Here is a 13,728-nt window from a genome sequence, read left to right as displayed (position 1 = left end):
TCGCGAAGCGAACGTGCTCTGACCCCAACTGATTAAATCGAGAAAGAAAAAAATGGCACTCATCGACATCAAGGTCCCCGACATTGGCGACTTCGCCGAAGTCACCGTCATTGAACTGCTGGTCAAGCCCGGCGACACCGTCAAAGCCGAACAAAGCCTGATCACCGTGGAGTCTGACAAGGCCTCCATGGAAATCCCGTGCAGCCACGCGGGGGTGGTCAAGGAACTCAAGATTGCCCTGGGCGACAAGGTGAGCGAGGGCTCTTTGCTGCTGGTACTGGAATCTTCTGACGCGGCTGCTGTCCCGGCTGCTCAGGCGCCAGCCGCCGCCGCACCGACCGCGCCACAAGCCGCTGCGCCGGCTGCCGCACCTGTCAACGCGCCAGCGGCGGCCAGCTTTGCCGGCAGCGCCGACCTGGACTGCGACCTGTTGGTGCTTGGCGCCGGCCCGGGTGGTTATTCGGCAGCGTTCCGCGCTGCCGACCTCGGCCTCAAGGTCATTCTGGTCGAGCGCTACGCCCAACTCGGCGGTGTCTGCCTGAATGTGGGTTGCATCCCGAGCAAGGCACTGTTGCATGTCGCCGCCGTCATCGACGAAGTGAGTCACTTGGGCGCGCTGGGCGTGGACTTTGGCAAGCCGGTGGTCAATGTCGACACCCTGCGCGGTCACAAGGAAAAAGTCATCGGCAAGCTCACTGGCGGTCTGGCCGCCATGGCCAAAATGCGCAAGGTGACTGTCGTGCGTGGTTACGGTGCTTTTGTCGGTGCCAACCATGTGCAGGTCGAGGAGACCACCGGCACCTCGCAGGAAAAGACCGGCAAGACCCAAACCATCGCCTTCAAGAAGTGCATCATTGCCGCCGGTAGCCAGGCAGTGCGCCTGCCCTTCATGCCCAACGACCCGCGCGTGGTGGACTCCACGGGTGCGCTGGCGCTCAAGGAAGTTCCCAAGCGCATGCTGATTTTGGGTGGCGGCATCATCGGCCTGGAAATGGGCACGGTCTACAGCACGCTGGGTGCGCGCCTGGATGTGGTCGAAATGCTCGACGGCCTGATGCAGGGTGCCGACCGCGACCTGGTCAAGATCTGGCAAAAGATGAACGCACCGCGTTTTGACAACATCATGCTCAAGACCAAGACGGTGGGCGCCCGTGCCTTGCCTGAAGGCATCGAGGTGACGTTTGCACCCGCTGAGGAGGGCGGCACGGCGCCCGCGCCGCAGGTCTACGACCTGGTTCTGCAAGCCGTGGGCCGCACGCCCAACGGCAAGAAAATTGCCGCCGAAAATGCTGGCGTGGCTATCACGGACCGTGGCTTTATCAACGTTGACATCCAGATGCGCACCAACATCTCCCACATCTTCGCCATTGGTGACATCGTGGGTCAGCCCATGCTGGCGCACAAGGCGGTGCACGAGGCCCATGTGGCGGCAGAAGTGATTGCCGGTGAACTGCAGGGCAACAAGGAGCTGGCGGCTGCGTCTTTCAATGCCCGTGTGATCCCGAGTGTGGCCTACACCGACCCCGAAGTGGCCTGGGTGGGCCTGACCGAAGACCAGGCGAAAGCCCAGGGCATCAAGGTCAAAAAGGGTCTGTTCCCCTGGAATGCGTCGGGCCGCGCCATTGCCAACGGCCGCGACGAAGGTGTCACCAAGCTGCTGTTCGACGACAGCCCCGAGGCGCATGGCCACGGCAAGATTCTGGGCGGCGGCATGGTCGGCACCCACGCCGGTGACATGATTGGCGAAGTGGCGCTGGCCATTGAGATGGGCGCTGACGCCATCGACATCGGCAAAACCATTCACCCGCACCCGACGCTGGGCGAGAGCATCGGCATGGCGGCCGAAGTGGCGCACGGCAGTTGCACGGATTTGCCGCCGGCCAAGAAATAGACTCTTAATTACGGCAATTGCGCAAAGCCCGAACCCGAAACGGTTCGGGCTTTTTGCTGCCTAAAACTGCTGAACGAGCCGCAACTGTGAAAAGTTGGAATGTCGGGCGTTGCGTGAATGGGTGGTCACCATGTACTGCAGCGTGACGATGGTGTCGATGACCGGAAGCCGGTTGGTGAAGAAGGCACCGAGTCCGGTGAGTTGCAGGCGGCTGCTGCCGAACATCAGGTTGTTTTGGTCGTCCTGGTACTGCCTGACGTGCACGCCATGCAGACCGACGGGGCCGATCGGTGTCATGTAGCCGGCAGCGGCCTCGAGCCCGATCCAGTTGCCGCTTTTCAACTGCCTGTCCTTGTTCCGGCTGTTAAAGCCCATGATCAGCTTGCCCGAGAGCGCGATCTTTGCCGAGGGCAGGTAGGTGGCCTGTACTTCGGGCCTCAGGGTGTGATAGTTACCGAAGCCGATGTTGGGCCGCTTGGTCGCACTGTAGGCCCCGGTGGGCAGCACCCATGCGGCGCCGGCCCGAAATTTCCAGGGTCCGTCTTGACGCATCCAGCCTGCCGCCAGTTCAATGTCACCGATACCCGAGATTTTGCCGCTTTCCGCAGCGGCCAGGTCCGACAGTTGGCTCTGGTAGCCTGTTGCGAACTGCCCTTGAACAATGGCTTTTGTTGTATCCACCGGCTGCGTCGGGTGCGGCCAGTTGAGCGTGGGTGATGCTGCGCTGGCCCGCACCTCCGAGGCGTTTTGCGCAAGGGGCAGCAGCGTGCCGAAGATGAGTTGACCACCGCCGTAGCGTTCTTCGGTGATGTAGCCCAGCGCCAGTGCCATCACATTGGCATGGCCACTGGTCTGCAGCGCCACCCGGTTGGCGTTGTACACAGGGTCCAGTGGTGTTGCTTGCCTGGACAAAGGCACGGTGCCTGGCGGCGTGGTGGTGCCAAGCTTGTTACCGTCGTCCCCGGTGACTTTTCGGCCATCGATGTAGGTGTAAGCCAGCGCGCCGATCCAGCCCGAGCTGCTTTGTGGCGCAAAAATCTCACCGCCGAGGCTGCCTGCCAGGTTGTAGCGAACTCGAAAATCTTCCGCCGCCAGCACAGCACTGGCAGAAGCTGCTGCCAGCAGGAGGGTGGCGGCACGAAGGACTTGAAAAGGCATGGGGGTCTTTATCTGCGTTCCGGCGCGGGCACTTGCGCCAGGTAGTCCGCCACCGCCTGCAGGTCGTCCTGCGCATAAGTCTTCAGCAGGGCAGCCATGGCCGGATTGGAATTACCCCTTATCCCGTCGCGAATGAATTCCAGTTCACGCACAAGGTAGGTGTAATGCTGCGCTGCCACCATGGGGGCAAAAATGGTGGCATTGCCTTCACCTGCAGCACCGTGGCAGCTGGCGCAGTCCTTGCCAAACAGTTCTTTGCCCCGCGCCACACCCGACCTCGGACCTTTGCCAAGGGCTCCGCTCACCGGCAGCGCCTGCAGGTGGGCGGCGATGTCGGCCAGGGCTTGCAGACTCAGCCTTTCCTCGGTCACCATGGGCTGCATGGGCGGGTTGGCGCGCAAGCCACTGCGAATGTCCAGCACCTGTTTGATGATGACCGCAGCGTGTTGACCGGACAACCGTGGTGTGTCGCTGTCGGCGCGGCCAACAGCATTTTTTCGGTGGCAGCGGGCACAGGACAAGGCCGTGAATTCGGCTTCACCACGCTCGGTGTCAGGTTTGAGGGCAAGGGCGCTCGCCACCAGGGCTTCAGCGGACGAGGTGGTGCTTTGCGCTCGTGCCGGCAATGCCGAGCCGATCAGCAGGTAGCCAAGCACCAGTGAGAGGATGGGTTTCAGGTAACGGTCCATGGCATGCTTGATGATTTGATGTTTCGAAGACTTGATGTTGGCCTGCGGGCTTCACAGGACATCATTCTCTTCCTATACTGTCTGCGAATTCCCGCAGCGGACATGACGATCACAACGGATGGAGACTAGTTTAATGAATCCCGTAACGCCTGACCAGTTGACTTTGCAGCGCCTGTATTTTTGGGAAAAAACGGCACCTGACCGGATCGCGCTGACCCAGCCCATGGGCGGCGGTGTGACCCGGGACATCACCTGGGCGCAGGTGGGTGATGAAGTGCGGCGCATGGCCAGCCACCTCAAGGCCCAGGGCTGGGCGCCTGGCTCAAAGATTGCCATCCTGTCCAAAAACTGCGCCTGGTGGCTGATGAGTGACCTGGCGATCTGGATGGCGGGTTACGTGTCTGTGCCCTTGTACCCCACATTGGCGCATGGCACGGTTCGGCAGATTTTGTTGCATAGCGAGGCGCGGGCCTGTTTTGTCGGCAAACTCGATGACTGGGCAAGCATGAAGCCGGGTGTGCCCGCCGACATGCCCTGCATCAGTTACCCGCTTTCGCCCGCCGATGCCATCAGCAGCTATGAGGGCTGGGACGCCATCATCGCCCGCAACGAGCCGTTCCAAGGCGAGGTGATGCGTGAGGCCGATGAACTCGCCACCCTGATCTACACCTCGGGCACCACGGGTCAGCCCAAGGGGGTGATGCACAGTTTTGGCAATTTTGCCTGGGCGATTGCCACCGGCGCCGCCGCCGTGGGCATGACGCAGCAAGACCGCATGCTGTCCTACCTGCCGTTGGCCCATGTGGTTGAGCGCGTGCTGGTGGAGCATGGCTGGCTGTACACCGGCATGCACGTGTTTTTTGCCGAATCGCTTGACACCTTTGCCAAGGACCTGCAGCGTGCACGACCCACGATTTTCTTCTCGGTGCCGCGCTTGTGGGTCAAGTTCCAACATGGTGTGCACCACAAGTTGCCGCCGGCCAAACTCAATCGGTTGTTGTCGATTCCCCTCATCGGCGGCCTGGTGCGGCGCAAGGTGCAAAAAGCGCTGGGTCTGGACCAGTGCCGTTTTGCCGCCGGGGGCGCGGCCCCCATGCCGGTGCCGCTGCTGGCCTGGTACCGCAAACTGGGCCTGCCCGTCAATGAAGGTTATGGCATGACCGAAAACCTGGCCGTCTCGAACCTGACGCTGCCAGGACAAAATATGGAAGGCACGGTGGGGCCGGCCTACGCGGGCGTTGACATTCGCATTGATGCAGCAACCGGCGAGATCCAGATGCGCAGCCCGGCGCTGATGCAGGGCTATTACAAAGAGCCTGAGTTGACCCGTGAGACCTTCACCGCTGACGGCTGGCTGCACACCGGGGACAAGGGCCACATTGACGCGCAGGGCAGGCTGCACATCACCGGGCGCGTCAAGGACCTGTTCAAGACCAGCAAGGGCAAATATGTGGCGCCGGCACCCATCGAAGACAAACTGGTGATGCATGAACTGGTGGAAGCCTGCGTGGTCACCGGGGCCAACTTGGGCCAGCCACTGGGCATCGTGATGCTCAACGCCGAAGCAGTGGAACGTGCCGCCGACCCGGCTCAGCGCGTGCAGCTTGAGGCGGCGCTGGCGCAGCACCTCAATACCATCAACGCCAGCCTGGACCCGCACGAACAGCTCAAGTGCCTGGTGGTCGCCACCAACGCCTGGACGGTCGAAAACGACATCGTCACGCCCACCTTCAAGGTCAAACGCAATCGCATTGAAGATGCTTATGCCGCCAATTACGAGCGCTGGGAAGCGTCGGGCCAGCCGGTCATCTGGCAAGGCAACTGAGAAACTTCACGATCAATCATTCAAGATGGGGGAGGCCCTGATGGACCAACCTGATGCCAGTTTTTTGACCCGCCTGGGCAAGGGTTTGCGTGCCCGATGGGGTGGCGCCTCGCCTGAAGTTGAACCATCACCGGCGGGTATGCCCGTTGTTCTTCAAGCCCACGCCGACAAAATCACCAGCGCCGGGCAGGCGATGTTGCAGGTGCGCAACGGCGACCATGTGTTTGTGGGCACGGCCTGCGCCACGCCGCGTGCGCTGGTGGCGGCGCTGGAGGCCTGCAAACCCCGACCGTTGGATGTCGAACTGGTGCACTTTCTGACCGACCATGCGGTGCCGCACGACGAGCAGGGCCGGTGCATTTCCCATTATCGGCACCGTACTTTCTTTGTCGGCCAGGACATGCGTGCCGCCGTCAAGCAGGGGCTGGCCGAGTATGTGCCGATGTCGATCGCCCGGGTGCCGGGCCTGATGGCGATCGGCCGTATTGCGGTCGACGTCGCACTCATCCAGGTGTCCATGCCCGACGAGTTCGGTTATGTCAGCCTGGGTGTCTCGGTGGATGTGATCCCGGCGGCCGTGGCCAAGGCCAGGCTGGTGATTGCCGAAGTGAACCCGGCCATGCCGCGATCCATGGGCGACTCGACCCTGCACATCAGCCAGATCCACCAGCTGGTGCTGGTCGACACCCCGGTCATCGAGTTTGTGCATCCGGCGGCGTCCGAGCAGGCCATGGAGCAGATTGCGCGCTACATCAGCGGCATCATCGAAGACGGATCGACGCTGCAGATCGGGCTCGGCCGCATCACCAACGAAGCCCTCAAACACCTGGCCGACCGCAAGGACCTTGGCATCCACTCCGACGTGGTCACCGACGCCATCATTCCGCTGCTGGAGCGCGGCATCCTGACCGGCAAGCGCAAAAGCAGCCAGGTCGGCAAGATCGTGACCAGCTTTGCCATGGGCTCGCGCCGGCTCTACGACCTGATCGACCGCAACCCGCTGTTTTCGTTCCAGCCGATCGAGGTGGTTTGCCACAGCGCGACCATTGCCGCACAGCACCGCATGGTGTCGGTCACGCAGGCCTTTGCCGTTGACCTCACGGGCCAGGTGTGCGTGGACCAGCTGCACGGCGACTATTACAGCGGCATGGCGGCGCAGATCGAGTTTCTGGAAGGGGCGTCCTTGTCGGAGGGCGGCAAGCCCATCATTTGCCTGACGTCGACCGAGGACGACGGTGAAACCTCGCGCATCCGGGCCATGCTGCAGCCGGGCGAGGGTGCCAGCCTGCCGCGCACGGCAGTGCATTACGTCATCACCGAGTTCGGCATTGCCTACCTGTTCGGCAAGTCGATCCGCGAGCGTGCCGTGGCGCTGATTGAAGTGGCGCACCCCAAGTTTCGGGCCGAGTTGTTTGCGCAGGCGCAGGCGCTGGGCTACCTGCCGCCCGGGCAAACCCTGCACAACATGCGGGCCTACCCGGTGGAAGAAGAGCAGAGGGTGGTGTTGCGCGACAAGAGAGAGGTCTTGCTGCGCCCGGCGACCTCTTCGGATGGCGAAGCGATTCGCGCGTTGTTTCATTGTTTGCCCGAGCAGGACGTTTACACCCGCTTTTTTCGCAAGGTGCGTGGCTTGTCCAACAAAGAGGTGCAGCGTCTGTGCAACCTCAATTTCGAGACCGAGGTGGCTTTTGTCGCCGCCGTCGGCAGCCGCGAAAACGCGCAGATCGTGGCCCAGGGCTGTTACTTTGTCGACCCGTCCACCAACCTGGCTGAAACCGCCTTCATGGTGCACCCGGACTGGCAGGGCTGCGGCCTGGGTTCCAGCCTGCAGGCGTGCATGGTGCGCCATGCCAAGGCGCGTGGCGTGCGCGGTTTTCTGGCCGAAATCCTGCCCGACAACGAGAAGATGATCAAGCTGGCGCGTAATGGTTCGCTGCAGGTCAGCACCGAACCCACCCTGGACACCGTGCGCGTGACCACCTTGTTCTAAATGCCCTCATTCACTTCTATTGACTGGAAACCCATGCAGACCGACTACCCTGAACAGGTGCTGATCCACCATTTGCAACGCATGCTGGGCGACGTGGATGCCGAGGCCCTGGCGCTTTTGCGCAGCCACCTGAGCTGGGTTGAACTGGCCGCCGGTGACACCCTGATGTTCCAGGGTGAGCATGGTGATGCCATGTATTTGTCGATTAGCGGGCGCCTGCGGGCCTCGGTGCTGGGTGATGATGGCGTAGAGCACATGGTGCGCGAAATGGGGCGGGGCGAGGTCATTGGTGAAATGAGCCTGTACACCGACGAGCCGCGCACGGCCACGGTGGTGGCCATCCGCAACTCGGTGCTGGTGCGCCTGGCCAAGTCCGAGTTCACCAGCCTGCTGGCCAGCAGCGCGCAGATGTCGATTGCGCTGACGCGCCAGATGATCAAGCGCCTCACCAGCACCAGCCCGCGCACAGCCGTGCCGCCACCAGTGGCCATGGCCTTGTTGCCCGTGACAGCCGGGGTGGACGCCTCCGACTTCGCCCAGCGCCTGGCAACCCAGTTGGGCCGCATCGGCAAGGTCTGCGTGGTGGATGCCGCCAGTGTGGATGCCGCCGTGCAGCAGCCTGGCCTGACGCAAAGCGAGGTTTCTGACACTGCAGCCAACCGCCGCATTGCCGCGCACCTGGACCAGCTGGAATTGGCGAACGACTTTGTGCTGTTGGTGGGTGACACCGAGGCCAGCGCCTGGACGCAGCGCTGCAGCCGTCACAGTGATGAGATTTTGCTGCTGGCCAACGCCAGCCAGCCGCCAGAGTTGCACCCCTCAGAGACCGCCTGCCTGATGCATCGGGGAGGGCAGAGCGACGCGGCGCAAATTCTGGTGCTGCTGCACGACGAACACGTGCGCTGCCCCAGCGGCACCCGGCAATGGCTGGCGCGTCGCCCGGTCACCGACCATGTGCATGTGCGCCCGGCGCTGGAGAGCGACATGGCGCGGCTGGCGCGTATTCAGAGCCGCACCGCCGTGGGCCTGGTGCTGGCCGGCGGCGGCGCCAAGGGGCTGGCGCACCTCGGGCTTTACCGGGCACTGCAGGAGCGCGGCCTGGTGGTGGACTTTGTTGGCGGCACCAGCATTGGCTCCATCATGGCGGCCATGGTGGCCTCGGACCAACCGCTGGATGACTTGATGCCGATCGCGCGCGCCGCCTTTGCCGACAAACCCACCGGTGACTTCAACCTTTTGCCGCTGATTTCACTGATTCGTGGTCGTCGCATGCGCCGCATCCTGCAAGTGGCGCTGCAAGCTGTTTTTGGCCACCCGGCCGACATCGAGGACACCTGGAAGAACTATTTTTGTGTGGCCAGCAACTACACCAAAGCCTGTGAGCAGGTCATCAGCCAGGGCCCGCTGACCCAGTCCATTCTGGCCAGCACCGCCATCCCCGGCGCCTTTCCGCCAGTGCCGCTAGACGGCGATTTGCTGTTTGACGGCGGCACTTTCAACAACTTTCCGATCAGCATCATGCGCAAGCGCCGCGGCGTGGGCAAGGTCATCGGCGTGGACCTGGGCAGCCGCAAGCCCAAGCCGGTGGCCTTTGACGAAGTGCCGGGCACCTGGGCGCTGCTGCGCGACCGCCTGCGCCCGCGCCAGCAGCGCCGCTACAAGCTGCCCTCGTTCATGGCCTACCTGCTCAATGTCACCATCATGTACAGCAGCTCGCGCCAGGAAGAGTCACGCCGCCTGACCGACCTTTATTTTTGCCCGCCGCTGGAACGGGTGGGCATGCTGCAATGGCAGCGCTTTGACAGCATCACCCAACAGGGTTATGACTACGCCTGTGAGGAGCTGGATGCCATGACCGAGGAACAGCTCAAGGCCTTCCGGCCACACGCCTGAGAACGTATTTGCCTTGTCGGCCATACGGACACCTTTTGAAGCTCGATCTGCATCGCTTAACCAATATAAATATGTGTTTTTATGATTTTGTATTAACATATATGTCATGTCAAAAAGATCAAATGCCCTCGATTCGATGCCTGCTGTCGTGCTCGTGCACCTGCGCGAGCTCGGCGAGAACCTGGCCGTCGCCCGCAAGCGCCGGCGTGAGCCACTGAAGGCCTGGGCGCAACGCATCGGCGTGTCCGAACCCACGCTGATGCGCATGGAGAAGGGCGACCCGAGCGTGTCGATGGGTGTTTATGCCACCGCCCTGTGGCTGATGGGACGCTCCCAGGCCATTGCCGACCTGGCGGCCCCGGCGCACGACCAGGGTGCCCTGGAGGAGGCCGTGCGTGTGGCCAAGGCTCGCGCTGTGCGCAAGCGTCCATCCTTGTATGCGACAGCACAGGCCCCGAATCGCCTGCAGCATGACTCGGCTGAAGAAGGCAAATCATGATCGAGTTCGACATCAAGAACTACCAGCCCGGCGACTCGCTCTACCTCTGGTGGCTCGGCCATCCCGAAACCCCGGTGTTTATCGGCGAGCTGCGAATGGCGCGCGCGACCAAAGGGGTGTCGCTCGTGTACAGCCAGGCCTGGATCAAATCAGGGTTTGCGCTGAGCGAAGATCTCCCCCTGGTCGAGAGAGAGTTCTTCCCCATTGAGAAGGAGACAGCCGTAGGCGCAGTCGATGACGCCCGCCCGGACCGCTGGGGTGAGCGGGTCATCCGCTTTCTCGACAAGCCGGCGCGCCTGTCTGTGCTGGACTTCCTCTTCTACGCCGGCGACGAACGCTTCGGCGCCTTGGGCGTTTCAGTGTCGCCCGATGCGTACCTCGCACGTCACATGGGCGCACTGCCGCAACTCGCGGACGCCCAGGAGATCGAGCAACTCGTGCACCAGATTCTTGCCGGCGAACCGATCGATGAGCGAAAACGTCGCCTGATCGCACCCTGCGCAACGCTGGGTGGCGCACGCCCCAAGGCACTTTTGAATATGGAAGGACACCCGTGGGTGCTGAAGTTCAACGAGCCCGGTGAGCCCATCGACATGCCCTTGGTCGAGCACGCAACCATGACACTGTCTGAGCAGGCCGGCATCCGGGTAGCGCGCACCTTACCGGTGAAAGTCCTCAAAGGGCATGCCGTGGCGGTCAAGCGTTTCGATCGCGCGGGGGGGATTCGCCGGCACGCGCTGTCCGCCAATGTGGCGCTCAGGGCGTCAGGGGAGGGTTTGGGTTACCCGGAACTGGCGCAGTTGCTGCGCCGACGCGGCGTCGCTGCTGGCGGCCTGAACCGGGTGCACATGTCAGAGCTGTTCCGGCGCATGGTATTCAATATTTTGATCGACAACACCGACGACCATGAGAAGAACCATGCGCTGCTGATGACTGACAGCGGTGACTACGAGCTCTCGCCAGCCTTCGATGTCCTGCCCTCCGGCCAGGCACTGAGCTACCAACAGATGCGCGTTGGCGCGGATGGCGCAGACGCTACGCTGGAGAACGCCATGTCCGAGTGTGGCCAGTTTGGCCTGAAGAAATCTGAGGCCGCCGATCAGGTGAAGAAGGTTTGTGCGGTCGTGGCCACATGGAAAGAGCACTTCGCGCGAGCGGGGGTTTTGGCCAAGGACATTGAGTCGCTGGCCAGCCAGATCGATCGGCCGTTTCTGCAAGACCAACGTCAGGTTCCGGGAGGGGGCGGCCTCAGGTGAGGCCGTTGCGCTGGGCAAAGGCGTACAGATCGACCCGGTTTGCCAGGCCCAGCTTGCTGTAGATCGAGGTCACATGGTTGCGCAGCGTGTTCTCGCTGATGAAGAGCTTTTCAGCCACCTCTCGGCTGGAACTGCCGGGGTCGCTGGCCAGCGTGGTCAGGGCCTGCAACTCGCGCCGCGTCAGGCTGGCTATTTTTTGCTTTTCAGGGTGTTGAACCTGAGAGGATCTTCTGCGCACCAGCTCCAGAAAAATACGGCTGGTGGCGTTGCGGTCGATCCAGATTTCGCCACGGTGCACTTTTTCAATGGCCTTGAGCAGGGTCTGCGCTGCGTCCACGTCGCGCTTGTTGACGACACCCCGGGCGCCCGCTATCACTGCCTCGTCATGCAGCACTTCATGGGGTGATCCGGTGACTGCAAGAATCCTGGCGCTGGTCTTGCTGTGCAGCAGCCCCAGAGTCTCGGCGCCTTGTTCGCCGTCCAGGTCCACCACCACCACGTCGGGCGTGCGCTGACCCATGCTGCTCAGGCTGTCGGCCACCGAACTCACCGACCCCATCAGCCGCAGGCCAGGTTGGGCACTTTCCACCAACCGTTCCAGGCCCCAGGCCACCAGTGGCAGCGCTACCAGCATGACGAGAATGGGCTGGTCTGAGACTTTGATCATGGGCTTGGCTTGGGTGGGCATGGAGAACACAAATGATGATACCAATTGTTACCGGCGCCAAACTGTCATCTTTCGGACGCTGTGCTGTTCTTGCGACATCCCATGACATTTGTCTTGGTTTTTTTACACGTTTTTCATGGGAAGCTCCCAGAAGATCACGCGCTTCTGACCATGGCAAAAGACAAAGGCCACGGCAAACTACCGCCATGCAAAACGAACACCGCACCGAACCCCGAGAGCAGATCCAACTGCCCGTCGGTTTGGCCGGTGGCCGGCAAACCCTGACGCGCGACATCAGCGCCACCGGCTTGTTTATTGAGATGGACAGCGTGCAGCAGGTGGGTGGCCTGATTGATCTGGAGATTGAACTCGACACCCCCGGCGGCCCCATGAAGCTCAAGGCGCAAGGGCAAATCATGCGCATCGAGCAGCAGGGTGGCAAAACCGGCGTCGGGGTCAAGCTGCTGAGCAGCCGGCTGGAGCCGGTGGAGTAAAGGTTTCGGAGGGTGGGTTGCCGGAAGGCGGCTCTTTTTAATGGTTGAACTAAAGGGGAATTGAAAATGAGCTTTTCATACGACTACACAGATTACGGCAACACGGTGGATCAAGGCACGCTGGCTTCCAGCTATACCAATGCGCTGACAACCTACTTTCAATTTGATGGCGGTGCCAGCATTGCGGCGTACCTCGCCCACGTAAATGGCTTGACGGTGGATGAGGCTCTGGTTTTGCAAACTGCCATTGAGAAAGGTGAATTTTCGCTTTCCGGCCTGTTCGGCGCGGCGCAGAGCAAGGTTGGTGCGGTGTACGGTGACGACATCACAAATCCGGTCCCTACGCTCACAGTGGGCGATACAGTCATCAACCTTTCCGCGATGTTCAACTTCGACGATCTGGACACAGCAACCTGGGAAACCATCACCAAGAAGACGGGCACGATTTATCACACCCGTGAGTTTTATAGCGATAGCACAGACCCCGAGGGTTACACCGACGACTGGGCTGCTCCGCAAAACGAGAAACCTACGGCCGAGGCGATCACTTGGGACGTCAATGAGTACGATGACTATGCGGTGTCCAAGGGCGAAGATGTTGGTGAAACAAGCAATACGATCGATCTGCTCACAGCTGCCAAAGCCGCTGATCCGGAAGGGCTGGCGCTGTCGGTAAGTTTCACCGAAACGCTGCCGTCGTATATCACCTACGCTGACGGCAAGCTGACCATCAACACCGACAGCACCGATCTCGATTACCTCAAGTTAGACGAACAGCTTACGAAGTCCTTCACCTACCAGATCAGTGACGGCGTCAACACCATCGATAACACTGTCAATCTGACCATCACCGGCACGGCTGACCAATTTACAGGGTCAACCTACGTCAGTGCATCGGTGACATCTGGCTTTAACACCACCACTTGGGATGGCTCGTTCAATTTCACGCTCACCGCTCCTGCAGGTGCTTTTGATTTTGCCGGGACTGCTCTTGTCACTGTGACGGGTGATATTGACAATGACCACGCTGATAACGTGAACGACGAATATGTCAACGTAACGCTGGAGGGGGGCAGCGCTGTCAAACTCGAGACTTGGGCATTTGACACTACCGGACCCAATCAGGAGGGGTCTACGGATTACAGTACGGATACGGCATCCGCAAATTTTGCGTCAGTAGATAAAACGGTCTCGGTGAGCTACGACTCCAATACGGCAGGTGGCACCAATGGTGTTGACGGCCTCTCGTTGGTCGGCGTGGATGTCACCGCCGATTACACCTACTGGCTGTAAGAGCCCGTTGTTGTTCATTTGGGTTCATTGAGATGTATTGAAAGCGCAGGCATCGAGACATCTCAAAGCGAGT

At 61.3% G+C, this 13,728-nt stretch carries 11 protein-coding genes; 8 read left to right on the top strand and 3 right to left on the bottom strand.

Features of this window, described 5'->3' with window-relative positions:
- Positions 1–52: 52 nt before the first annotated feature.
- Entirely contained in the window at positions 53–1,891 is a 1,839-nt protein-coding gene (gene lpdA / locus Q7U49_RS05585) for a dihydrolipoyl dehydrogenase (protein ID WP_304762957.1), read from the top strand.
- Between the two features lie 60 nt (positions 1,892–1,951).
- Here the strand turns inward: lpdA and Q7U49_RS05580 are convergent, their stop codons facing one another.
- Both Q7U49_RS05580 and Q7U49_RS05575 read right to left on the bottom strand, forming a co-directional pair.
- Positions 1,952–3,049, bottom strand: a complete 1,098-nt coding sequence (locus tag Q7U49_RS05580; RefSeq protein ID WP_304762955.1) for a transporter — start codon at positions 3,047–3,049, stop codon at positions 1,952–1,954.
- Positions 3,050–3,057: 8 nt separating this feature from the next.
- Positions 3,058–3,738 carry a c-type cytochrome gene (locus tag Q7U49_RS05575; protein WP_304762953.1) on the bottom strand — a complete coding sequence of 227 codons (681 nt, stop codon included), beginning with the start codon at positions 3,736–3,738 and terminating at the stop codon, positions 3,058–3,060.
- Positions 3,739–3,871: 133 nt separating this feature from the next.
- On the opposite strand from Q7U49_RS05575, the gene Q7U49_RS05570 reads away from it, so the two are divergent.
- The 5 genes from Q7U49_RS05570 to Q7U49_RS05550 all read left to right on the top strand — a co-directional run bounded on the left by Q7U49_RS05570 (position 3,872) and on the right by Q7U49_RS05550 (position 11,201).
- Complete coding sequence (locus Q7U49_RS05570; RefSeq protein ID WP_304762950.1) at positions 3,872–5,563, top strand: AMP-binding protein; 1,692 nt, start codon at positions 3,872–3,874, stop codon at positions 5,561–5,563.
- A gap of 40 nt (positions 5,564–5,603) precedes the next feature.
- Positions 5,604–7,553: a GNAT family N-acetyltransferase gene (locus tag Q7U49_RS05565; RefSeq protein ID WP_304762949.1), complete on the top strand. Its 1,950-nt coding sequence runs from the start codon at positions 5,604–5,606 to the stop codon at positions 7,551–7,553.
- Positions 7,554–7,586: 33 nt separating this feature from the next.
- Positions 7,587–9,446, top strand: a complete 1,860-nt coding sequence (locus Q7U49_RS05560; RefSeq protein ID WP_304762946.1) for a patatin-like phospholipase family protein — start codon at positions 7,587–7,589, stop codon at positions 9,444–9,446.
- A gap of 106 nt (positions 9,447–9,552) precedes the next feature.
- Positions 9,553–9,945, top strand: coding sequence for an XRE family transcriptional regulator (locus Q7U49_RS05555; protein WP_304762945.1), 393 nt, complete (start codon positions 9,553–9,555; stop codon positions 9,943–9,945).
- Entirely contained in the window at positions 9,942–11,201 is a 1,260-nt protein-coding gene (locus tag Q7U49_RS05550) for a type II toxin-antitoxin system HipA family toxin (RefSeq protein WP_304762944.1), read from the top strand. Before Q7U49_RS05555 ends, Q7U49_RS05550 begins: the two co-directional genes overlap by 4 nt.
- Here Q7U49_RS05550 and Q7U49_RS05545 read toward each other — a convergent pair.
- Entirely contained in the window at positions 11,194–11,868 is a 675-nt protein-coding gene (locus Q7U49_RS05545) for a response regulator transcription factor (protein ID WP_304762942.1), read from the bottom strand. The genes Q7U49_RS05550 and Q7U49_RS05545 overlap by 8 nt on opposite strands.
- A 206-nt stretch (positions 11,869–12,074) precedes the next feature.
- Here Q7U49_RS05545 and Q7U49_RS05540 point away from each other — a divergent pair, with 206 nt between their 5' ends.
- Both Q7U49_RS05540 and Q7U49_RS05535 read left to right on the top strand, forming a co-directional pair.
- Positions 12,075–12,362 (top strand): PilZ domain-containing protein, encoded by a 288-nt coding sequence (locus Q7U49_RS05540; RefSeq protein WP_304762940.1) that lies wholly within the window; start codon positions 12,075–12,077, stop codon positions 12,360–12,362.
- Positions 12,363–12,428: 66 nt separating this feature from the next.
- A complete protein-coding gene (locus Q7U49_RS05535; protein WP_304762937.1) occupies positions 12,429–13,655 on the top strand; it encodes a VCBS domain-containing protein in 1,227 nt (408 codons plus the stop codon).
- Positions 13,656–13,728: the final 73 nt, after the last annotated feature.

It is taken from the genome of Rhodoferax sp. (assembly GCF_030653815.1).
In the GTDB taxonomy this organism is placed as follows: domain Bacteria; phylum Pseudomonadota; class Gammaproteobacteria; order Burkholderiales; family Burkholderiaceae_C; genus Rhodoferax.
This window is presented reverse-complemented; position numbering and strand designations above follow the sequence as displayed.